We start from the raw sequence: 19,823 nt of genomic DNA, 5'->3' as shown, positions 1-19,823 counted from the left end.
GTGCGACGCGGACCGCGCCGGTAGCATGCGAGCCGATGCGCTCCCTCCCGGCCACCGCCCGCGCCTGCCTTGTCCTCCTCGGCCTGCTCGCCCTCGCCTGCACGTTCGGCGCGGCGCTGGTGCCCTTCGATCCGCATCGTCCGCACTGGACGGCGCTCGCGGTCGCGCCGGGTACGGCGGGGCACCTCGCCGGCACCGATGCGATCGGCCGCGACGTGCTCGCCCGCACCCTCGCCGGCGGGCGGCTCTCGCTCGGCATCGGCCTGCTCGCGAGCCTCGTCGCGCTCGGCATCGGCCTGACCTACGGCGCGATCGCCGGCCTGGCGGGTGGCCGCGTGGAGCGCGCGATGCTGCGCGTGCTCGACGTGTTCAGTGCGATCCCGTTCCTGCTCGTGGTGATCCTGCTGCTCACGCTGTTCGAGCGGTCGCTCGGGCTGCTGCTCGCGGCGGTGGGGGGCTATGTCTGGATCGACTTCGCCCGCGTGATGCGCAGCGAGGCCGCGCGCCTTCGCGCCGCGCCCTTCGTGCTCGCCGCCGAGGCGATGGGCGCGACGTTCGCGCAGCGCCTGCGCTGGCACGTGCTGCCAAACCTGATGCCGCTCGCGATGGTCTACCTCGGCCTGATCCTGCCGCAGGCGATCCTGGTCGAAAGCTTCCTGGGTTTCCTCGGCCTGTCGGTCGACGAGCCCTCCGCGAGCTGGGGCACGCTGCTCGCCGAGGGCGTGCAGGAACTCGACGCCGCGCCGTGGACGCTGCTGGTGCCGGCGGCCGCGCTCGTCGCCACGCTCGCCGCGTTCCAGATGCTCGGCGACAGCCTGCGCGACTGGCTCGACGTGCGCCTGCGGCCGCAACCTGCATGAGCGAAGTCCTCGCGCTCGAAGGCCTCGAGGTGCACGCCGGCACGCGGCGCCTGCTCGGCCCGCTCGACCTCGCCCTGGCGGCGGGCCGCTGCCTCGCGCTGGTCGGCGAGAGCGGCAGCGGCAAGAGCCTGACCGTGCAGGCGCTGCTCGGCCTGCTCCCGGCGGGGCTCGCGATGCGAGGTGGGCTGCGGCATCGCCAGTCCGACGTCGCGCTGGGCTCGCCCGCGCATGCGCGCCTGCAGGGCCGGGTGCTCGGCTGGGTACCGCAGGATCCGCTGGCCGCGCTGCATCCGCTGCGCAGCATCGGCGCGCAGCTCGTCGAGACGCTGCGTGCGCACCGGCCGCTGTCGCGAGCGCAGGCACGCGATGCGGCATGCGCGCTGCTCGAGCGCGTGCAGGTGCCCGAGCCCGCGGCTGCGCTGCATCGCCATCCGCATGCGTTCTCCGGTGGCCAGCGCCAGCGCATCGCGATCGCGCTGGCGCTCGCGACCTCGCCGTCGGTGCTGATCGCCGACGAGCCCACCTCCGCGCTCGATGCGCGCCTCGCGCGCGACGTGCTCGACCTGCTCGAGAGCCTGCGTCGCGAGCAGGATCTCGCGCTGCTGCTGGTGAGCCACGACCTGCCGCTGGTCGGCGCCTATGCGCAGGACGTGCTCGTGCTGCGGGGCGGTACCGTGGTCGAGTCCGGCCCGACCGCGCGCGTCTTCAGCGCACCGGCAGCCGACTACACGCGCGAGCTGCTCGCCGCGGACACGCCGGCCGCGACCGCGCTCGATGCGCCTTGCGACGGCACGCCGCTGCTCACGGCGAGCGACCTGCGGCTGCGTTATCCGCGCGCGCCGCGCGATGCGCTCGCCGGCGTCGATCTGGTCCTAAATCGCGGCGAAGGCCTGGCCGTGGTGGGCGAGAGCGGCAGCGGCAAGAGCACGCTCGGTCGCGTGCTGCTGCGCCTGGCGCGCGCGGGGCAGGGCCGGGTGCAGCTGGACGACGGCGGCACGCCGGTCGACCTGCTGCAACTGCCGCGCGACGCACTGCGCCGCGTGCGCGCCCGCATCGGCGTGGTCTTCCAGGACCCCTACGCCTCGCTCGATCCGCGCATGACCGTCGCCGAACTGGTCGGCGAGCCGCTGCGCATCCATCGGCCGGCGCTGGATCGCGCTGCGCGACGCGACGCGGCGGCGCAGTTGCTCGTCGACGTGGGCCTCGACACCGCCGCGCTCGATCGCCATCCGCATGCGTTCTCGGGCGGGCAGCGGCAGCGCATCGCGATCGCCCGCGCGCTCGCGCTCGAGCCGGCGCTGCTGCTCTGCGACGAAGCCGTGTCGGCGCTCGACGCGCATCATCGTGCCGCGATCCTCGCGCTGCTCGCCCGGCTCAAGCGCGAGCGCCGCCTCGCGCTGGTCTTCATCACGCACGACCTCGCCGCGGCGGCGGCGGTCGCCGAGCGCGTCGCGGTGATGGAGGCGGGGCGGATCGTCGAGACCGGCTCGATCCAGGACGTGCTGCGCGCGCCGCGTCATCCGCACACGCGCGCACTCGTCGCGGCACGGCCGGCCGCGCAGGTCGCGAACTGAGGCTTCACCGCGCGCACGTTGCGCGCGTGGCTGAAGCGCTCTAGACGATGCCGCCGCCGAGGCTGAGCCGGATCGCCGCGACGATCATCACACCCACGCCGAGCAGCAGACCCGCCTTCGCGCGCCCGCGGCCCCCTTCCGAGGACATCAGCAGACCCAGCACCGCGATCACCACGCCGATGCCGGCGAACGGGATCACCACCCAGTTGAGCCAGCCGAGGAACGGCACCAGCCCGAGCAGCATCGCCAGCAAGGCGCCGATTCCCCACACGAGACTGATCACGCCCATCGCATCCTCCTCATCGCGCCGCGGGTCAGCCGTGGCAGCCGTCGATCTCGAGCCGCAACTCGCGCCGGCAGACGCGGGCCTGCAACACGAGTCGCGGAACCAGCGGCAGGCGCGCCGCGAGTGCTTCGTCGACGGTCGCGAGCTCGTCCGCGTCGCGCACGTAGGCCTTGAGCGGCGAAGCCACCCCCAGGCTCGCCGCGAACGCACGATGCCGGCGGGCCACCCCGACCAGCGCATCGATGTTCGCGAGCGTCTCGTCGAGCTGGGCGAGAACGTCGCCGGCGTGGCGCGACTCGTGCCCGCAGATCGCGGCGGTGCCCGACAGCAGCAGCGGCACGTCGCCCGGCGCGAGCATCGCGCGGGCGAAGCTCGGCGGCTGTGGCCCGTATTGCCGCGGATACCGATACGCGCTGACCTGGCGCGGGTTCTCCAGCGGTAGGCCCGGCTCGCGCGCGGCGAGCCAGTAGACCTGCAGCGTGCCGGTGCCTTGCACGCGGCCGATCGCCGTGGCGGCCGGCAGCGTGCGCGCGGCGAAGTCGGGGCCGAGCCCGCGCGCGCGGCCGACGCAGAAGCGCTTGTAGCGCTCGTCGTCGCCCTCGCCGAGGGTGATGTCGTCCAGGTAGTTCCACACGCGCAGCAGGTGCGGATAGCCGAGCTCGCGCGTGCGGCGTACGAGTGCCGCGTAGGCGTGCTCGGCGGCGCCGCAGATGTCGCCGCCGACCTCGGGCACGTCCATCGAGGCGAACAGCAGCGCGCCGTCGTGCGCATGCGCCACGCCGTCGACGCAGCCGGCCTCGACCGGCCCGACGCCGCGCCAGACCTCCAGCGGCGCTTCGCCGCGCGGGGCGAGCGCGACGCGCAGGGCGCGCGGATCCGCGCCCATCGCACGCTCGCCGAAGCCGATCACCGCGAGCACGCGCTCGTCGGCGAGCACCGCGTCGAGCGGGGCATGCACGTACTGCACCGACAGCATCGGCGCGACCTGCGCCTGCGGGAGCGCCATGCTCATCGCGCGTCCTGCTGCAGCGTCTCGGCGTCGAAGCGCAGGCGCGCCTGCCGACGCCGGCTCCACCAGCCGCGCAGCGCATCGGGCAGCATGCCGATCGCGGTGAGCGCGTAGATCACCCGGAAGACGCGCAGCCGCCAGACCACCGACGGCGCCTCGAAGACGTCCCCGGCGAGCATCGACACCACCGCCTTCTCCACGCCCGCGACGTCGCGCGGATTGGCGAACAGGTGCTTCATGGTGAGCGAGGTGAAGCGGTAGATGAACCACTTGAACTCGTCGAGGCCACCGTCGAGCACGCGCTGCAGATCGCGCATGAGTGCGTGCTCGCGCGCGGGCTCGCGCAGGGCGGCGTCGACCGCCTGCGCGCCGCGCTCGGCGCTGTTCATCGCCAGGAACACGCCGGAGGAGAACATCGGGTCGACGAAGGCGTAGGCATCGCCGAGCAGCAGCCAGCCCGGGCCATGCATGCGCCTGCATTCATAGGTGTAGTTGCCGGTCGCGTGCACCGGCGCGATGCGCTCGGCGTCGGCCATGCGCTCGGCGGCACCGTCGACGCCGGCGATCGTGCGCATCAGGAACGCCTCGCTCTGGCCGCCGCGCTCCTTGAGGTATTCGGGCGAGCACACTGCACCGATCGACATCACGTCGTCCGGCAGCGGGATGAACCACATCCAGCCGTGCGCATGGCGGTAGATCGTGATGTTTCCGCCGTCCTCGCCGGGGCGTCGCGCGACGCCGCGGAAGTGGCTGAACACGGCCGCCGACTGGTGCCGGCGGTTGCGCTGCTTGAGCTTGAGCGCGGCGCCGAGGAAGGTGTCGCGTCCGCTCGCGTCGAGCACCATGCGCGGGCGCAGCACGTAGGTGCCGTCCGGGCCCTGCACGTGCACGCGTGCCGGGCGGCCGTCGTCGCCCGTCTCCATGCGCACGGCCTTCGAATGCTCGCGCGCGTCCACGCCCGCCTCGCGCGCATGCTCGAAGAGCACGTGGTCGAAGTGCTCGCGCGCGACCTGGAAGGCGAAGGTGGGGCTGTCGCGCAGCGCGCGGTCGAAGCCGAAGACGTTGTAGTGGCCACCGTCGACCGGGAAGTCGGCGCCGCGCTTGAGGACCGCGATCTCGCGTACCTTGTCGAGCACGCCGAGGCGCTCGAGGATCGGCATGTTCATCGGCAGCATCGACTCGCCGATGTGGAACCGCGGGTGCGCCGACTTCTCGAGCATCACCACCTTCCAGCCCGCCCGGGCGAGCAGCGTGGCGGCCGTGCTGCCGGCCGGCCCACCGCCGACGATCAGGACATCACACGCCTCGGGCGTATCGGTGGCAGAATTTCGCAAAGCGTTCATGCCTCGCATGATACCGGCCCGCCTCCGTCCTGCAGCCGCTGAATCATTCAGTGCCCGAAGGCGTCGCGGCCACGCATCCTCGCCGAACCTCGTCTCACGGAAAACCCGATGTCGACCCAGACCGCCGCCGAAACCGAACTTGCTGAACTGCTCGTCGAGAGCCTGAACCTCGACGGGGTGACGGCCGCCGACATCGATCCGGAAGCGCCGCTGTTCGGCGCCGGCCTGGGCCTCGACTCCATCGACGCCCTCGAGCTCGCCCTCGCGATCAGCAAGCGCTACGGCTTCCAGCTGCGCAGCGACAGCGACGAGAACCGCCGCATCTTCGCCTCCCTGCGGTCGCTCTCCGAGCACGTGCAGGCGAACCGCGCGGCCTGAACGGCATGAACGTGGCGCCCGTGCGCCTCGTGCTGAGCGCGGCCTATCCGCTGCTCGCGCATGCCGCCAGCGCGACCCGCGATCCGCGGCTGGCCGCGCTCGCGATCCTCGACATCGCGCTGATCCTGCTGGTCCTGCCGCTGGTGCGCGGGCGGCCGTGGGCGTGGGCGCTGGTGGCGCTGCTCGCGGCCGCCCTGTGGCAGGTGCAGTCGTCGGTGGCCCTGCACGTGCTCCTGCTGCTGCCGCCGGTGCTGGTCACCGCCCTGCTCGCCTGGTGGTTCGCGCGCACGCTGCGGCCGGGCAGCATTCCGCTGATCCAGCGGGTGGTCGCGGGACTCGAGGGGCGTCCCGCGGAGCAGCTCACGCCGGAGATCCGCCGCTACACCCGGCGGCTCACCCGCTTCTGGTCGCTGCTGCTGGTGGGGCTGTCGATCGCGAACCTGCTGCTGGGCGTCTTCGCGGTCCCCGACGGCCTGCTCGCACGGCTCGGGCATCCGCCGGCGATCGCGGTGCCGCAGCTGTGGTGGTCGTGGTTCGCGAACCTGCTGAACTACGGCATCGTCGGTGGCGTGTTCATCGCCGAGTACTTCGTGCGCATGCGCCTGTTTCCCGACCGGCCCTATCGCACCCTTCCCGAATTCCTGCGCCGCTGCAGCCGCCTCGGGCCGGCCTTCTGGCGCGACGTGATGCGCTGAGACCCTCATGTCCGCACCCCTTGAGACCCTCGAGCTGGCCGAACCGCTGCCGCTGCGCATGGCTTGGGCCGTCGCGAACGCGTTCCAGCTCGCCTTCACGCTGGTCTGGACCGCTGGCGGCATCTGCCTCGCGCTCGCCCTGCGCGTGCTGCTGCGCGACGCGCGCGTGCCGCTGCGCATGGCCGCGCGGCTTTGGTCGCCGGGCCTGCTGATCGGTGCCCGTGCGAAGGTGGTGGTCGAGGGCGCCGATGCGATCGACTGGTCGAAGACCTACGTGCTGGTCGCCACGCACGAGTCGGTGATCGACATCTGCGCGCTGTTCCATGCGGTGCCGGTGCCGCTGCGCTTCATGCTCAAGCAGGAAATGACGCGCATGCCGTTCGTGGGCCGCTATGCGAAGGCGATGGGCATGTGCTTCATCGAGCGCGACGGCAACCGCGCCTCGATGGTGCGCTCGCTTCGCGCGGCCACGGCGATCGTCAATGCGGGCCACACGCTCTGCATTTTCCCGGAGGGCACGCGCAGCCGTGGCGGGCGCATCGGCGAGTTCAAGCCCGGCGCGTTCCAGGTGGCGATCGCCGCCGGCGTGCCGGTGGTACCGGTGTCGATGACCGGCGCCGGCGCCGTGCTGCCGCCGCACGGCTTCCGGGTGCGCCCGGGCACGATCCACGTGCGCTTCGGCGCACCGATCGAGCTGCCGCAGGGCAGTGCCGCCGAAGTGCGCGACCGCCTCGCGCTGCAGGCGCGCGAGGCCGTGGTCGCGCTCGCGGCGCAGGGCTGAGCGATGGACTTCGTCGTGCCCGCCTCGCATCCGAGCCTGCCCGGTCATTTCCCGGGCCGGCCGATCGTGCCCGGCGTGGTGCTGCTCGACCACGTGGTCGAGGCGATCGAGCGCGTGCACGGCCCGCTCGGCGCGCTGCGCCTGCCGCAGGTGAAGTTCCTGCAGCCGCTGCTGCCGGAGGAGCCCGCGCGCATCGAGCTCGACGGCACCGCGCCGCGCTGGCGGTTCCGCGTGCTGCGCGGCGAGACACTGCTGGCCAGTGGCGAGCTCGTCGACGGAGCATCGGCATGAACGTGCAGTGGAAGCAGCGTCCCGAGGGCGGCGGGCGCTTCGCGCTGTGGCTGATCCGCAACATCGGCCTGTACGGCGGCCGTCGCCTGGCGCGGCCGCTGCTGCTGCCGATCACGCTCTACTTCCTGTTGCGCCGTGCGCCCGAGCGCGCGGCGTCGCGACGCTTCCTCAGCGCGGCGCTCGGTCGGCCGGCGACGCTCGGCGACGTCGCGCGCCACATCCACACCTTCGCCTCGACGATCCTCGACCGCGTCTTCCTGCTTTCCGGGCGCATCGACCGCTTCGACATCCGCACCAGCGGCCTCGAGCACGTGCACCGGTTCCTCGACCGCGGCCAGGGCCTGCTGCTGTTCGGCTCGCACCTGGGCAGCTTCGACGCGCTGCGGGTGCTCGGCACCAAGCGCCCGGGCACGAAGATCCGCGTAGTGCTCGACAAGGCGCACAACCCTTCGATGCAGCAGTTGCTCGATGCGCTCAATCCCGAGCTCGCGCGCTGCATCATCGACGCCGGCATGGACGGCCCGTCGATCGTGCTCGCGATCAAGGAAGCGCTCGACGAGGGCGCGCTGGTCGCGCTGCTGGTCGATCGCGCGCAGCCGGGCGAGGCGATCACCGACGTGCCCTTCTTCGACGGCACCGCATCGATGCCGACCTCGCCATGGCTGATCGCGGCGATGCTCAAGACGCCCGTCGCGCTCGCCTTCGGGCTCTACCGCGGCGGGCGCCGCTACGACCTCGACTTCGAGCTGTTCAGCGAAGGTCTGGCGATCGAGCGGCATAACCGCGCGGCGCAGCTCGCCGAATGCGTGCGCCGCTACGCCGCCGTGCTCGAGCGCCGCGCGCGCCAGGCGCCCTACAACTGGTTCAACTTCTTCGATTTCTGGCGGTCTTCCGATGCGACAGCTGCGCGCCCCGATGCTCCTGACGATGCTGCTGGCCGCGACGGGGCTCCACGCCGCGCCGCCTGAGGCGGTCGACACCGGCTGGATCCTCGGCAAGCTCGCGCGACCGGCGCCGATGCGCACGCAGTTCGTCGAGCTGCGCGGCTCGCGCCTGCTTAAGAAGCCGCTGCGCGTGGAGGGCGAGTACCAGCGCCCGAGCCGCGACGTGCTCGTGCGCGAGGTGCGAGTGCCCTATGCCGAGACCTCCACAATCCGCGCGGGCAGCGTGACCATCGCGCGGGGCGGCAAGGCCGGGCGTACGTATTTGCTCGATCGCGCGCCCGAGCTCGCCGGCCTTCAGGCCGGCTTCGGCGCGCTGCTGAGCGGCGACCGCGTGCAGCTCGAGCGGCATTTCCGCCTCGCCAGCGAGGGCACGCGCGAGCGCTGGACGCTGCGCCTGGTCCCGCGTGAGGCGCGCATGGCGCAGCACGTGCGCGGCCTTTCGCTGTACGGCCGCGGCACCGAGCTGCGCTGCATCGAGACGCAGCCGGTGAAGGGTGACGTGCAGCGCACGCTGCTCGCCGGCGCCGCGCAGGCCGCGGCCGGCGTGAGCGACGCACCGGGCCTGGCCGCGCTCTGCCGCGGCGACGCACGATGACGCCGGGCGCCCCGCGCGCCCTGTCGCCACGGCTCAGGCTCGCCCTCGCGCTCCTCTGGCTCGCGCTGCTGGGCGCGCTCGGCTGGGCGGCGTCGCGCTCGCTGGATCTCGGCGGCGACCTGCGCAAGTTCATGCCCGCGCCGCGCACGGCCGAGCAGCGCCTGCTGATCGACGAACTCGGCGAGGGTCCCGGGGCGCGCCTGCTGCTGCTCGCCATCGACGGCGCGCCGGCACCGCAGCTCGCCGCGCAGTCGCGCGTGCTTGCCCGGCGCCTGCGCACGCTGCCGCGCATCGCGCTGGTCGCCAATGGCGATGCCGACCTGTCGGTGATTCCCGAGCGCCTGCGCCCCTACCGCTACCTGCTTTCGCCGCGGCCGGCCGCGGGCGGGCTCGAAGGCGAAGCACTGGCGCAGGCGCTGCAGGCGCGGGTCGCCGATCTCGGCTCACCCGCCGCGTCGCTCGTCGAGCCGCTGATCGAGCGCGATCCCACGCTGGAGATGCTGCACCTGGCCGAAGCGTGGGAGCCGGCCGCGACGCCCCAGCGGATCGACGGCGTCTGGTTCAGCCGCGACGGCCGGCGTGCACTGCTCGCGGTGCAGACCGGCGCCGCCGGCTTCGATCCGACGGGCCAGGCCGCCGCGGTGGGCGACATCCGGGCGGCCTTCGAGGCGGTGCGCGGCGCGTCGCCTGCGCGGCTCGACCTGACCGGCCCCGGCGCGTTCGCGGTCGAGGTCGCCGGCCGCACGCAGCGCGAAGCCTCGCTGATCGGCACCGCCGATTCGATCCTGTTCGCGCTGCTGCTCTGGCTCGCCTATCGCAGTTGGCGCGCGCCCTTGCTCGGCGGCCTGCCGCTCGCGACCGCGGGCCTCACCGGCCTCGCCGCCGTGGCGGCGCTGTTCGACGGCGTGCACGGCATCACGGTGGCCTTCGGCTTCACCCTGATCGGCGTCGCGCAGGACTATCCGATCCATCTCTTCAGCCACCGCCGCCCGGGCGTCTCCCCCTGGGCCACGGCGCGTTCGCTCTGGCCGACCCTCGGCACCGGCGTGGCCTCGACGTGCATCGCGTACCTGACGTTCCTCGCCTCGGGCGTCGAAGGCCTGCGCCAGCTCGCGGTGTTCACCATCGTCGGCCTCGGCAGCGCCGCGCTCGCCACGCGCTTCCTGCTGCCGGCGCTGCTCGATCCCGAAGCCCGTGATCTCGCGGCCTCGCCGCGCCTGCGTCGTGCCTGGTCCCGCATCGCACGCTGGCCGCGGCTCGGCCCGGCCGCCGGCCTCGGCCTCGCCGGGGTGCTGCTCGCGGTCGCCGTGCTCGCGCCCGGTGCGTTCTGGCAGAACGACCTCTCGCGCCTCACGCCGGTACCCGCCGACGCGCTCGCGCGCGATGCGCGCCTGCGCGGCGAGCTTGGCGCACCTGACGTGCGCTATCTCGTCACGTTGCCCGCGCGCGACGCCGAAGCCGCGCTGCAGGCGAGCGAGCGGCTGATGCCCGTGCTCGAAGCGCTGCGCGCGCGCGGCACGATCGCCGGCTACGAACTCGCGGCGCGTTACCTGCCGAGTGTCGCGACGCAGCGTGCACGCCAGGCGCGCCTGCCGTCGGCTGGGACGCTCGCCCGCGACCTCGATGCCGCCGTCGCCGCGAGCCCTTTCGTTCCGGACGCCTTCGCCGGTTTCATCGACGACGTCGAGCGTGCGCGCCGCGCGCCGCCGCTGCGACCGGCCGACCTTGCCGGCACGCCGCTCGCCGGCAGCGTGGAGGGCCTGCTGCTCGCGCATGGCGACGGCGCGACCGCGCTCGTCACGCTCACCGGGCTGACCGAGCCGGCCGCGGTGGCGCGCGCCGTCGCGCCGCACGGCGCGCAGCTGGTCGACCTGAAGGCCGCATCGGAATCGCTGGTCGCGGCCTATCGTGGCCGCGTGCTGTGGGCGCTCGCGGTGGCGGCGGTGCTGCTCGCCGCGACCGTCGGCTTCGCGCTGCGGGATGCACGGCGCGTGCTGCGCGTGCTCGCGCCGATGGCGCTCACCACGTTACTGATCCTGGCGGTGCTGCGCGGCACCGGCGTGGAGCTCAACCTGTTCCACTTGGTGGCGCTGATCCTCGCGGCCGGGCTCGGCCTCGACTACGCGCTGTTTTTCGACCACGCCGGCGACGATCCCGACGACCAGGTGCGCGCGCTGCACGCGATCCTGGTCTGCTCGCTCGTCACGTTCCTGGTGTTCGCGCTGCTCGGCCTGTCGAGCATCCCGGTGCTGCGCGCGATCGGCCTCACCGTCGCGATCGGCGTGACGTCCAACTTCCTGCTCGCGCTGCTGATCGTGCGCGGGCGCAGCGCGGAGGCCACCGCATGATCCCGATGGGCACGCCGCTCGATGGCCGCGACGCGATCGCGCGGCAGGTACCGCACCAGCAGCGCATGTGCCTGTGGCAACGCGTGGACGGCTGGGATGCCGGGTCGATCCGGCTCAGCGCGTTCGACCACGGCGACGTCGCGCATCCCCTGCGCCATCGCGACCGCCTGCATGCGCTGCACCTCGCCGAGTACGGCGCGCAGGCGATGGCGGTGCACGGCGGCCTGCGCGCGCAGCTCGCGGGCGGCGCGGCGAAGCCCGGCCTGCTGGTGGCACTGCGCGGTGTCGCGCTGCACCGCGCGCGCATCGACGACCTGGACGGCGTGCTCGAGGGCGAGGCGACGCTGCTGGTCGAGAGCGAGACCGGCTGGCAGTACGCCTTCGTGGTGCGCAGCGCGGGCGAGGTGCTCGCGGAGGGGCGCGCCGCGGTGATCCACCCGCCGGCCGGCTAGTTGCGCGCGCGCTCGGTCGGGTCGAAGCCGAACCGGTGCGCGGCGCGCTCGGTCTTGCGGCGGGTGAGCGCCTCGTCGGCGCGTTCGAAGACGGTAAGGGGCGACTCGTGGGCGCCCTGGCTGGTCGCGGCGGCGAGCACCACCTCGGTGTCGAGCGACGCGGCGGCCGCTTCCGCGACACGCTCAAGATCCTTCAGCCGCTGCGACGACACGCCGTGCTCGAGCGTCAGCACGAATTCCGGCGCGCCGCTCACGCGGCTCAGCAGCTCGCCCGGCGCGAGCATCCGCTCGATCGCGTGCTCGCACTGCTGCATCGCGTTTTCCACCACGCGCATGCCGAAGCGTCGCACCACGGAGGCATAGGCCTGGAACTCGAGGATCGCGATCGAATAGCCCGCGGCCGGCGAGGCGGGCCGCGACGCCGTGGCCGCCACCGGTGCGAGCGCGGCCGCGCGCTGCGCGTCGAGGAGCTGGCGGCGCGATTCGAGCAGGTTCATGGTCAGCCGGGCGAGCGCGGCGAGGGTGTCCTGCTGCGCGGCATCCAGCCGGCGCGGCACGCGGTCGACCACGCAGACGGTGCCGACCGCCGTGCCGTGCGGCGTCACCAGCGGCATGCCGGCGTAGAAGCGCACGCCGGGCTCACCCGTCACCGCGGGGTTGTCCGCGAAGCGTGCGTCGGCGGTCGCGTCGGGCACCTCGAGCAGCTGGCCGGGCGTGCGGATCGCGTGGTCGCAGAAGGCGACGTCACGCGCGGTCTGCTCGGCTTCCAGGCCCACGCTCGACTTGAACCACTGCCGGTCGCGGTCGACCAGCGAGACGAAGGCGAGCGGCGTCTCGCACAGGCGCGAAGCGAGCAGCACGATGTCGTCGTAGGCCGGCTCGGGCAGCGAGTCGAGGATGCGATAGGTGTCGAGCTCGCGTTGGCGCTGCGCTTCGGTCATGTGGCCTCCAGCCTGCGGCGTCGCTCCGATTCTGGCTGCGGGTGCGCCGCGTGCAATGGGGGAAAACCCCCCGCCGCGGCCTATCGTTCACGAACTGCGACGCCGCCCGCGGATCGTGGACAATGGCCGGCCCCCAGTTCGGAGCATCCGCATGGCGCGACGCGCCCTCGTGACCGGCGGCAGTGGCGACCTCGGCGGCGCGATCGCGCAGCGCCTCGCACTCGATGGCTTCCACGTGCTCGTGCATGCCAACCGCGGGCTGGAGCGCGCGCAGGCGGTGGTCGCGTCGATCCTGGCCGGCGGCGGCGCGGCCGAGGCGGTCGCCTTCGACGTCGCCGACGCCGAGGCGACCGGCAGCGCGCTCGCAGGCCTGCTCGAGGCCGGCCCGATCCAGGCCGTCGTCAACAATGCGGGTATCCACGACGACGCGCCGATGGCGGGCATGTCGACGGCGCAGTGGAGACGCGTCGTCGACGTCTCACTACACGGCTTCTTCCACGTGACCCGGCCGCTGCTGCTGCCGATGGCGCGCACCCGCTGGGGCCGGATCGTGAGCGTCTCGTCGGTGGCGGCCGTCACCGGCAACCGCGGGCAGACCAACTACGCCGCAGCCAAGGCGGGCCTGCACGGCGCGTCGATGTCGCTCGCGCGGGAGATGGCGAGCCGCGGCATCACCGTGAATGTGGTCGCACCCGGCGTGATCGAGGGCGCGATGGCGAAGGAGGCCTTCCCGGTCGAGACCGTGAAGCAGATCGTGCCGATGCAGCGCGCCGGCTCCCCCGAGGAGGTCGCGGCGGTCGTGGGCTTCCTGTGCTCGGACGGCGCCTCGTACGTCACGGGCCAGGTCATCGGGGTGAACGGCGGGATGGCCTGAGCGGCGATGGAGCCCTGGGGCGGCAGGGCGCCTGCCACCGCGCCCGCCGCTCCGCCTGCACCCGGTATTCAGCCGCCGCGTCGGACGATGGCGGCCTGACTCCGGAGCCCGCCATGACCCGCACCGTCCTCGCCCTCGTGCTCGCCACCGCGCTCGCCGGCTGTGCGAGCGTCTCGCGCGTGATGATTTCCGACCCGCGCCCTGCGGTGCCGGTCGAGCAGGTGCGCGTCTACAGCCAGCCGCCGGCCGGGCGCTTCGTCGAGATCGCCCTGCTCGATGCCAGCAGCGGTGAATTCACCTATGGCGCGCAGAACCGGCAGGACGCGGTGATCGCCAAGCTGCGTGCCGAGGCCGCGCGGCTCGGCGCGAACGGCGTGCTGCTGCAGGACATGGCCCAGGTGCCGTCCGGCGGCGGCGTGGGCATCGGCGTGGGCGGCGGCGGCCGCCATGTGGGGGGCGGCGTGAACGTGGGCATCAGCCCGCCGAAGCAGGTCGCGCGCGCCGTGGCGATCTGGGTCGACGGCGCGCCCTGAGGGGCGCGTCGGCTCAGGCGACCTCGGCCACCGCCACGGGCGCCGTCACGCCGTACCAGACCGGATCGAGCAGCGCGGGCGACGGTGCACGCGCCCCGCCGAGCAGCGCCTCGACGCCGTGGTCGTCGATGTCCGGATGGCCCGCGCGCGCGGCATCGAGCAGCTCGGCGGCGAGTTCCTGCATGCGTGCGAGGTCGCGACGCGTGCGGGCGATGAAGGCCTCGGGCTCGAGGGGGTCGCAGAGCTGGCGGTTGAGCTCGTGGAACCAGCCGATGCCGTACTGGTCGAGCAGGCGCCCGTCGCGCGGCGCGAGGTCGCGGCCGCTCGCCGCATTGCGCTCGCCCCATTCGCGCAGCAGCGCCTGCATCGCGGCATTGAGCATGCTCGACTGCATGAACTCCGTGCGCAATGCGCCGAGCACCGGCAGCGAGGCCTGGTAGCCGGCAAAGTACAGCGGTGCGAGCAGCGACCAGTACAGCGTGTAGTCCCAGATCACCTTGAGCGGCATCACCTGCGCGTCGGCGAACAGGCGGTACTGGTCCTGGTAGAGCGCGAGCGTGTTCTCGTAGAACGAGACGTAGAGCTGCTGGTAGAGCGCAGCCATGCCGGCGACCGGCTTGCCGGTGCGGTCGGCCTCGATCAGCTCGCAGATGTAGGTATTGCTGAGCGCGATGAAGTCGCTGCCCGGGGAATAGAACGGATCGAGGAACACGCCGGCCTCGCCCGTGAGCGCCCAGCGGTCGCCGAAGACCTGCGTGGCGCCGTGCGAGAAGTGGCGCAGGAACATGAAGTCCTGCAGGGCATGCCCGCCTTCTTCGAGCGAGCGCGCCACGCGCGGCTGGTGCTCGCGCAGCCAGGCCATCGCCTTCTCGTGCGTATTCATCGTCTCCAGCGGATGCCGGTCGCCGTCGCAGACGATGCCGAGCGAATGCTGCCCGGATGACAGCGGGATGAGCCAGAACCAATAACCGTCCCCGCACATGTGGTTGGTCGAGCGCCAGCGCTCGCTCGGCATGCAGCGGCCGAGCCAGGCCGGATCATCCGACCAGGCATTGATGTCGATGTGCCCCTCGACGCGCCACCACGCCGAGTTCGCGTTGTGGTCGTTCGCCTTGGCGAGGCCCAGCTTGCGCTTGAGCAGGCCCGCTCGGCCGCTCGCATCGACCAGCCAGCGCGCGGCGATCTCGCGCGTGCTGCCGTCGGTCTCGTAGCGCACGACATGCGGGGCCGTGCCGGTGCCCATCTCGATGCCGCGCACCACACTGCCGTCGTGCACGGTCGCCCCGTGCGTGCGCACGTGGCCGGTCAGGAAGTTCTCGAAACGGCCGCGGTCGATCTGCCACGAGGGCGTCGGCAGCGCGCGGCTCACGCCGAGCTCGGTGCAGCGGTCGATGTCCTCGGCGCCTTCGCTGAAGAAGAAGCGGAAGCCGAACTTGCGGATGTGCTCGGCCTCGAGGTGCTCGCGCAGGTCGAGCACGTCGGCGAAGTAGTAGGCGCCGATCTCCACCGTCGACTCGCCGACCTTGAACGCGCCCTCGCGCACCGGATGGCGCTGCCGCTCGATCACGGTGACGCCGAGCGACGGATCGCGGCGGCGCAGCTGCAGGGCGAGGGTCAGGCCGGCGAGGCCGCCGCCGAGGATGACGACGTCGGTGGTATCGGGCTGCATGTCAGGTCGTCTCGATCGAGGCCACGCGCGGCGCGCGGGCGAACTCGCCGGTGGGGTCGTGGATGATGACGGGCGTCGCGCGGGTGCGGCGGTACTGGCGGAGTACGTCGCCCGCGCTCCAGACCTGCGCGACCACGTGCGAAGTGATGCGCCACAGGTCGGTGAGCGGACGGAAATGGCTCTTGCGGAACTTCACCGGGCCGGTGGCGGCCTGGTAGCGCGATTCGATCGGGATCGACACGCAGCGCACGCCGAGCTGGCGCGAGGCCGAGATCAGGATCTGCGCCTCGTAGACGAAGTCCTCGCCCGGGATGTCGCCGAGCGCGCACACCGACGCCGGATAGAAGCGCTGCCCGCTCTGGCTGTCGGCGAGGCGGAAGCCGCAGCCGATCGCGATGCCCCAGTCGCCGAACTCGTTGGCGAGGCGGCGGTAGGTCGGCTGGCGCGAGCGCTTGCGCAGGCGCGCGCCGATGACGATGTGCTCGGGATACGCGTTCGCCGCCTCGAGCAGGCGCGGAATGTCGTCGGCGGAGTGCTGGCCGTCGCCGTCCATGCTGATGACGCCGCGATACCCGCGACGCACCGCCTCGGCGAAGCCGTCGCGAAGGCCCGCGCCCTTGCCCATCCGCTGCGCATGTCGGATCACGGTGATCGGCAGGTCCTCGACGGCCTTGATCGTGCCGTCGTCGGAGCCGTCGTCGATCAGGATGACGTTCGGGCACTGCATGAGCGCGCCCTCGACGACGTCGCGGATCCGCAATTCCTCGTTGAGCGCGGGGATGACGATCGCGATCTCCTGCGCGGTGATCGGGCTCATGCGGCGATCTCCACGTCGAGCACGCGGCCCGGGCCCGCCTTCAGGCGCGCGTGGCCACGGCCCGCGGCGAGCGCCTCGAACAGCGGCAGCATCGGCGCCATCGCATTGCCCCGGCTGCGCGCGGCGAGCGCGCCGTCGGCGGCCGGTGCGTCGCCGTCGGCGAGCCTGAGCGCCAGGCGCGGGCCGGCGCCGTCGCGCGACAGCACCAGCGCGCCGCCGAGCATACCCGCGCTCGGCGAGACCTTGTCGATCGGGCCGGCCGCCGCGCTGTCGAAGCCGACCAGCAGCACCGTCGACGTGCCGGTGGCGAGCTGCACGCAGGCTTCGAGCAGGCCCTGCGCGAACGTCGCGTCGAACGAGCTGATCGACGTCGCCGGCGCCATCGCGCCGGCGCCGATCGTCCAATAGCCGGCGGCGGCGTTGTGCACGGAATTGTGGAACTTGATCGGCGAGATCGCGGCCGGGTCGCTCGCGAGCGTGGCGCACATGTAGTCGGTGATCGCGAGGTCGCCGTGCATGGAGGCGAAGACGCTCGGCAGCTCGCGCGGGTCGCGACCGGCGGCGGCGCAGGCGGCCTGCGCGACCTCGAGCGCGACGGCGACGCTGTCGGGCGCGCGGCGGCGCTCGTTCGGCGGCAGCAGCTGCGGCGACGGGCGGCGCGGCGCGTCCTCGCGCGCGCGCCCTTCGCGCACCAGCGCGAGCGCGTCGTCCCAAGTGGGTGCACCCGGCGCCCAGAAGCCGATGCCGTCGATCGTGGCGGTGAGAGTCATGCGGGATCCGGTCGGGGCGCTCACGCGCGGGCGAACAGCAGCGAGCAGTTGTTGCCGCCGAAGCCGAAGGAATTGTTCATGGCGTAGCGGATGTCACGCTGCGCATCGTCGAAGCGGATCTGCGGGCCGCAGATCGGATCGGGCGTGGCCGAGCCGAGCGTGCCGGGCAGCGCGCCGGAGTCGAGCGCGAGCAGGGCGATCACCGACTCGACGATGCCGGCGGCGCCGAGCGTGTGCCCGGTGTAGGCCTTGGTCGAGCTCGCGTGCAGGCCGTCCGGGAACACCGCGGCGACCGCGATGGACTCGGCGCGGTCGTTCGCGGGCGTCGCCGTGCCGTGCAGGTTGAGGTAGCCCACCTCGCTCGGCTCGACGCCGCCGCGCGCGAGCGCCTCGCGCATCGCGAGCTGCGCGCCGAGGCCTTCGGGATGCGGCGCGGACATGTGGTGCGCATCCGACGACTCGCCGTAGCCTCGCAGCTGCAGGCCGGCCTCGCCGTCGCCGGCGCGCTCGACCAGCGCGAAGCCCGCGGCCTCGCCGAGCGAGAGCCCTTCACGGGTCGCGTCGAACGGGCGGCAGGGATCCTTCGAGACGAGCTGCAGCGAGTTGAAGCCGTAGAGCACGCTGCCGCAGAGCGTATCGACACCACCGACGATCGCCGCGTCCACCACGCCCGCTTCGATCAGGCGCGCGGCCTGCGCGAACACCTTGGCGCTCGACGAGCAGGCGGTCGCGACGGTGACGCACGGCCCGCGCGCGCCGGTCGCCTCGCGCACGAAGTCGCCAGGCGAATGCACGGTATGCACGATCGCGCGGCGCAGGTCCTCGGGGAAATGCGGCGCGCCGTCCGCCTCGTCGGGGACGAGGCGCGTGTAGGCCTCCTCGGTCGCGCCGATGCTGGAGGTGGAGGTGCCGATCACCACCGCGACGCGCTCGGCGCCATGGCGGGCGATGGCATCACGCACGGCGTCGAGCAGGCCGTCCTGCTGCAGTGCCAGCCAGGCGAGGCGGTTGTTGCGGCATTCCCACATCTCCCAGCCGGCGGGCAGGGCGGCGTCCTCGACGCCGTCGACGCGGCCGACCCAGCACTCGAGCGGGCCCGGGCCGAAATCGTTGCGGCGCAGGCCGCTGCGGCGCTCGCGCAGCGCGGCGCGGTGGGCGTCCAGGCCGTGGCCCAGCGCACTCGTCGCGGTGAAGGCCCGGATCGCCAGCGGCGGCAAGGGCGGAAAAGCGGGCGACGACGGCACGGGCTGTTCTCCGGTCAGGGCCGGAAAGTATGCCAGCCGTCCTCAATTGACACCCCGTCTACACGTATTCTTCACGGACCGGGGTGGGGCCCCGGCCTGAACGGTTCCGCCATGTCCACCCGTGCCGCCCACAAGTTCACCCTCTTCCGCGACCGCGACGTGCTCCAGACCGGCGTCGTGGCACTGGCGGCCTGCGTGCTGAGCCTCGGGCTGGTCTACGTGGGCTACCTGGTCCACGTGGTGCGCACGGCGCGGCGTGCGCCCTGCGCCCCGGCCGACGGCCGCCGGCTCCTGCTGTTCGGCAAGCACGCACCGCGCGGGCGCGTGGACGGTGATTTCGCCGCGCGCCTCGACCGCGCCGCCTCGCTCTGGCGCGAGCAGCGCACGCAGGCCTTCGTGCTGCTCGGTGGCGGTGCCGCCGGGGAGCCGACCGAGGCCGAGATCGCGCGTCGCGAGCTGCTCGCCCGCGGCCTCTCGCCCGACGCTCCCCTGCAGCTCGAGGCCGGCTCGCGCGACACCCTGCAGAACCTGCGCAATGCCCGCCAGATGCTCGGCGAGGCGGTGCGCGAGCGCGTCACCCTGCTGTCGAACCGCTACCACCTCGCCCGCTGCGCCCTGTTCGCGCGCCAGCTCGGCTTCGACGCCGAGCTCTGCGCGGCGGAAGCCTCGCTGCCCCTGCGCCCCGGCACCGCGCTGCGCCTGGCCGGCGAGGCCGCCTACGTCTGTTGGGTCGACATCGGCACGCGTTGGGCGCGGGTGACGGGCAATCAGCGGATGCTCGCGCGGGTGACCTGACCGCGACGCGCGCCCGACGCGCGCGGATCCCGCCGGCCGACGACAGGCCCGGGGACGGCCACGGCCTGTGGCCGCTCGCGTATCCTGCGCCCGCCGGACGCGCCGGGGAGGCGCGTCCCTCGACCACATCTAGAGGAACTCCATGCGCCTGCTGTCCGTCCTGCTCGCCGCCGCCTCGCTCGTCGCCTTCGCCAACCCGGTCGTTGCCGGCAAGGCCCCGTTGCAGGATCCGGCGCCGGTCGTCGTGCCGTCGGGCCTGACTCCCGAGCAGGTGACCAAGGACATCAAGCGCGCGCTGCTCGGCCGCGGCTGGACGATCGCCAATGAACAGCCGGGCCAGATCGACGCCACGCTGCACCTGCGCGACCACGTCGCGAAGATCCGCGTGACGCACGACGCCGGGCAGGTGAAGTTCGCCTACGTCGACAGCCAGAACCTGGACTATGCCGAGAAGAAGGGCGTGCGCTACATCCACTCCAACTACCTCGGCTGGATCGGCTTCCTGATCAACGACCTGTCGGCGAACATGGAGGTCAGCCGCCAGGGCGGTTGACCGAACCCGTCGTCGACGCACGAAGCCCGCCATCCGGCGGGCTTCGTCGTTCAGGGCGCGGAGACCTGCAC

22 protein-coding genes are annotated in these 19,823 nt (G+C 73.0%); 14 read left to right on the top strand and 8 right to left on the bottom strand.

The window, feature by feature from the left end:
* The first annotated feature begins 35 nt into the window (after positions 1–35).
* Together ACYVJJ_RS03195 and ACYVJJ_RS03190 are read left to right on the top strand one after the other, a co-directional pair.
* Positions 36–860, top strand: a complete 825-nt coding sequence (locus ACYVJJ_RS03195; protein ID WP_460831054.1) for an ABC transporter permease — start codon at positions 36–38, stop codon at positions 858–860.
* The gene (locus ACYVJJ_RS03190) at positions 857–2,434 is read left to right on the top strand and encodes a dipeptide ABC transporter ATP-binding protein (protein ID WP_460831053.1); all 1,578 of its coding nucleotides are present in this window, start codon (positions 857–859) and stop codon (positions 2,432–2,434) included. Before ACYVJJ_RS03195 ends, ACYVJJ_RS03190 begins: the two co-directional genes overlap by 4 nt.
* A 40-nt stretch (positions 2,435–2,474) precedes the next feature.
* Here ACYVJJ_RS03190 and ACYVJJ_RS03185 read toward each other — a convergent pair whose 3' ends face one another.
* The 3 genes from ACYVJJ_RS03185 to ACYVJJ_RS03175 are packed head-to-tail and all read right to left on the bottom strand — an operon-like array spanning position 2,475 to position 5,072.
* Positions 2,475–2,717 (bottom strand): hypothetical protein, encoded by a 243-nt coding sequence (locus ACYVJJ_RS03185; RefSeq protein WP_460831205.1) that lies wholly within the window; start codon positions 2,715–2,717, stop codon positions 2,475–2,477.
* A gap of 31 nt (positions 2,718–2,748) precedes the next feature.
* A complete protein-coding gene (locus ACYVJJ_RS03180; protein ID WP_460831204.1) occupies positions 2,749–3,726 on the bottom strand; it encodes a chorismate transformation enzyme, FkbO/Hyg5 family in 978 nt (325 codons plus the stop codon).
* A gap of 2 nt (positions 3,727–3,728) precedes the next feature.
* Positions 3,729–5,072, bottom strand: coding sequence for an NAD(P)/FAD-dependent oxidoreductase (locus ACYVJJ_RS03175; protein WP_460831051.1), 1,344 nt, complete (start codon positions 5,070–5,072; stop codon positions 3,729–3,731).
* Positions 5,073–5,180: 108 nt separating this feature from the next.
* On the opposite strand from ACYVJJ_RS03175, the gene ACYVJJ_RS03170 reads away from it, so the two are divergent.
* From ACYVJJ_RS03170 to ACYVJJ_RS03135, 8 genes are read left to right on the top strand one after another with little or no spacing between them, the layout of a single operon-like run.
* Entirely contained in the window at positions 5,181–5,450 is a 270-nt protein-coding gene (locus ACYVJJ_RS03170; protein ID WP_460831050.1) for a phosphopantetheine-binding protein, read from the top strand.
* Between the two features lie 5 nt (positions 5,451–5,455).
* Positions 5,456–6,145, top strand: coding sequence for a COG4648 family protein (locus tag ACYVJJ_RS03165; protein ID WP_460831048.1), 690 nt, complete (start codon positions 5,456–5,458; stop codon positions 6,143–6,145).
* Positions 6,146–6,152: 7 nt separating this feature from the next.
* Complete coding sequence (locus tag ACYVJJ_RS03160; RefSeq protein WP_460831047.1) at positions 6,153–6,926, top strand: lysophospholipid acyltransferase family protein; 774 nt, start codon at positions 6,153–6,155, stop codon at positions 6,924–6,926.
* Positions 6,927–6,929: 3 nt separating this feature from the next.
* Positions 6,930–7,217, top strand: coding sequence for a hypothetical protein (locus tag ACYVJJ_RS03155; RefSeq protein WP_460831045.1), 288 nt, complete (start codon positions 6,930–6,932; stop codon positions 7,215–7,217).
* Positions 7,214–8,185, top strand: a complete 972-nt coding sequence (locus tag ACYVJJ_RS03150) for an LpxL/LpxP family acyltransferase (RefSeq protein WP_460831043.1) — start codon at positions 7,214–7,216, stop codon at positions 8,183–8,185. Before ACYVJJ_RS03155 ends, ACYVJJ_RS03150 begins: the two co-directional genes overlap by 4 nt.
* On the top strand, positions 8,133–8,756 hold the full coding sequence (locus tag ACYVJJ_RS03145; protein ID WP_460831041.1) for a LolA-related protein: 624 nt from the start codon (positions 8,133–8,135) through the stop codon (positions 8,754–8,756). The genes ACYVJJ_RS03150 and ACYVJJ_RS03145 overlap by 53 nt, the downstream gene beginning before the upstream one ends.
* On the top strand, positions 8,753–11,104 hold the full coding sequence (locus ACYVJJ_RS03140) for an MMPL family transporter (RefSeq protein ID WP_460831040.1): 2,352 nt from the start codon (positions 8,753–8,755) through the stop codon (positions 11,102–11,104). Before ACYVJJ_RS03145 ends, ACYVJJ_RS03140 begins: the two co-directional genes overlap by 4 nt.
* Positions 11,105–11,109: 5 nt before the next feature.
* Positions 11,110–11,556 (top strand): phosphotransferase, encoded by a 447-nt coding sequence (locus ACYVJJ_RS03135; protein ID WP_460831202.1) that lies wholly within the window; start codon positions 11,110–11,112, stop codon positions 11,554–11,556.
* Here ACYVJJ_RS03135 and ACYVJJ_RS03130 read toward each other — a convergent pair.
* A complete protein-coding gene (locus tag ACYVJJ_RS03130) occupies positions 11,553–12,497 on the bottom strand; it encodes a GAF domain-containing protein (RefSeq protein ID WP_460831039.1) in 945 nt (314 codons plus the stop codon). The two genes, ACYVJJ_RS03135 and ACYVJJ_RS03130, sit on opposite strands and share 4 nt — an antisense overlap.
* Positions 12,498–12,648: 151 nt before the next feature.
* Here ACYVJJ_RS03130 and fabG point away from each other — a divergent pair, with 151 nt between their 5' ends.
* Together fabG and ACYVJJ_RS03120 are read left to right on the top strand one after the other, a co-directional pair.
* The gene (gene fabG, locus ACYVJJ_RS03125; protein WP_460831037.1) at positions 12,649–13,371 is read left to right on the top strand and encodes a 3-oxoacyl-ACP reductase FabG; all 723 of its coding nucleotides are present in this window, start codon (positions 12,649–12,651) and stop codon (positions 13,369–13,371) included.
* Between the two features lie 113 nt (positions 13,372–13,484).
* Positions 13,485–13,904, top strand: coding sequence for a hypothetical protein (locus ACYVJJ_RS03120; protein ID WP_460831035.1), 420 nt, complete (start codon positions 13,485–13,487; stop codon positions 13,902–13,904).
* Between the two features lie 13 nt (positions 13,905–13,917).
* On the opposite strand, the gene ACYVJJ_RS03115 is transcribed toward ACYVJJ_RS03120, so the two are convergent.
* From ACYVJJ_RS03115 to ACYVJJ_RS03100, 4 genes are read right to left on the bottom strand one after another with little or no spacing between them, the layout of a single operon-like run.
* Positions 13,918–15,573: an NAD(P)/FAD-dependent oxidoreductase gene (locus ACYVJJ_RS03115; RefSeq protein ID WP_460831033.1), complete on the bottom strand. Its 1,656-nt coding sequence runs from the start codon at positions 15,571–15,573 to the stop codon at positions 13,918–13,920.
* Between the two features lies 1 nt (position 15,574).
* Positions 15,575–16,390, bottom strand: a complete 816-nt coding sequence (locus ACYVJJ_RS03110; protein WP_460831031.1) for a glycosyltransferase family 2 protein — start codon at positions 16,388–16,390, stop codon at positions 15,575–15,577.
* Positions 16,387–17,160 (bottom strand): beta-ketoacyl synthase chain length factor, encoded by a 774-nt coding sequence (locus tag ACYVJJ_RS03105; protein WP_460831029.1) that lies wholly within the window; start codon positions 17,158–17,160, stop codon positions 16,387–16,389. The genes ACYVJJ_RS03110 and ACYVJJ_RS03105 overlap by 4 nt, the downstream gene beginning before the upstream one ends.
* A gap of 20 nt (positions 17,161–17,180) precedes the next feature.
* Positions 17,181–18,377 (bottom strand): beta-ketoacyl-[acyl-carrier-protein] synthase family protein, encoded by a 1,197-nt coding sequence (locus ACYVJJ_RS03100; RefSeq protein ID WP_460831201.1) that lies wholly within the window; start codon positions 18,375–18,377, stop codon positions 17,181–17,183.
* A 138-nt stretch (positions 18,378–18,515) separates the two neighbouring features.
* Here ACYVJJ_RS03100 and ACYVJJ_RS03095 point away from each other — a divergent pair, with 138 nt between their 5' ends.
* Both ACYVJJ_RS03095 and ACYVJJ_RS03090 read left to right on the top strand, forming a co-directional pair.
* Complete coding sequence (locus ACYVJJ_RS03095) at positions 18,516–19,199, top strand: YdcF family protein (protein ID WP_460831028.1); 684 nt, start codon at positions 18,516–18,518, stop codon at positions 19,197–19,199.
* 142 nt (positions 19,200–19,341) lie between these two features.
* The gene (locus ACYVJJ_RS03090; protein WP_460831026.1) at positions 19,342–19,752 is read left to right on the top strand and encodes a hypothetical protein; all 411 of its coding nucleotides are present in this window, start codon (positions 19,342–19,344) and stop codon (positions 19,750–19,752) included.
* The last annotated feature ends 71 nt before the right edge of the window (positions 19,753–19,823 follow it).

It is taken from the genome of Lysobacter humi (ex Lee et al. 2017), assembly GCF_054781815.1.
This window is presented reverse-complemented; position numbering and strand designations above follow the sequence as displayed.

Bases quoted from the DNA above. Each gene is read 5' to 3' on its own strand.
- ACYVJJ_RS03195 (WP_460831054.1), top strand. From the start codon at position 36: ATGCGCTCCCTCCCGGCCACCGCCCGCGCCTGCCTTGTCCTCCTCGGC.
- ACYVJJ_RS03190 (WP_460831053.1), top strand. From the start codon at position 857: ATGAGCGAAGTCCTCGCGCTCGAAGGCCTCGAGGTGCACGCCGGCACG.
- ACYVJJ_RS03180 (WP_460831204.1), bottom strand. From the start codon at position 3,726: ATGGCGCTCCCGCAGGCGCAGGTCGCGCCGATGCTGTCGGTGCAGTAC.
- ACYVJJ_RS03175 (WP_460831051.1), bottom strand. From the start codon at position 5,072: ATGAACGCTTTGCGAAATTCTGCCACCGATACGCCCGAGGCGTGTGAT.
- ACYVJJ_RS03170 (WP_460831050.1), top strand. From the start codon at position 5,181: ATGTCGACCCAGACCGCCGCCGAAACCGAACTTGCTGAACTGCTCGTC.
- ACYVJJ_RS03165 (WP_460831048.1), top strand. From the start codon at position 5,456: ATGAACGTGGCGCCCGTGCGCCTCGTGCTGAGCGCGGCCTATCCGCTG.
- ACYVJJ_RS03160 (WP_460831047.1), top strand. From the start codon at position 6,153: ATGTCCGCACCCCTTGAGACCCTCGAGCTGGCCGAACCGCTGCCGCTG.
- ACYVJJ_RS03155 (WP_460831045.1), top strand. From the start codon at position 6,930: ATGGACTTCGTCGTGCCCGCCTCGCATCCGAGCCTGCCCGGTCATTTC.
- ACYVJJ_RS03150 (WP_460831043.1), top strand. From the start codon at position 7,214: ATGAACGTGCAGTGGAAGCAGCGTCCCGAGGGCGGCGGGCGCTTCGCG.
- ACYVJJ_RS03145 (WP_460831041.1), top strand. From the start codon at position 8,133: ATGCTCCTGACGATGCTGCTGGCCGCGACGGGGCTCCACGCCGCGCCG.
- ACYVJJ_RS03140 (WP_460831040.1), top strand. From the start codon at position 8,753: ATGACGCCGGGCGCCCCGCGCGCCCTGTCGCCACGGCTCAGGCTCGCC.
- ACYVJJ_RS03135 (WP_460831202.1), top strand. From the start codon at position 11,110: ATGGGCACGCCGCTCGATGGCCGCGACGCGATCGCGCGGCAGGTACCG.
- ACYVJJ_RS03130 (WP_460831039.1), bottom strand. From the start codon at position 12,497: ATGACCGAAGCGCAGCGCCAACGCGAGCTCGACACCTATCGCATCCTC.
- fabG (WP_460831037.1), top strand. From the start codon at position 12,649: ATGGCGCGACGCGCCCTCGTGACCGGCGGCAGTGGCGACCTCGGCGGC.
- ACYVJJ_RS03120 (WP_460831035.1), top strand. From the start codon at position 13,485: ATGACCCGCACCGTCCTCGCCCTCGTGCTCGCCACCGCGCTCGCCGGC.
- ACYVJJ_RS03115 (WP_460831033.1), bottom strand. From the start codon at position 15,573: ATGCAGCCCGATACCACCGACGTCGTCATCCTCGGCGGCGGCCTCGCC.
- ACYVJJ_RS03110 (WP_460831031.1), bottom strand. From the start codon at position 16,390: ATGAGCCCGATCACCGCGCAGGAGATCGCGATCGTCATCCCCGCGCTC.
- ACYVJJ_RS03105 (WP_460831029.1), bottom strand. From the start codon at position 17,160: ATGACTCTCACCGCCACGATCGACGGCATCGGCTTCTGGGCGCCGGGT.
- ACYVJJ_RS03095 (WP_460831028.1), top strand. From the start codon at position 18,516: ATGTCCACCCGTGCCGCCCACAAGTTCACCCTCTTCCGCGACCGCGAC.
- ACYVJJ_RS03090 (WP_460831026.1), top strand. From the start codon at position 19,342: ATGCGCCTGCTGTCCGTCCTGCTCGCCGCCGCCTCGCTCGTCGCCTTC.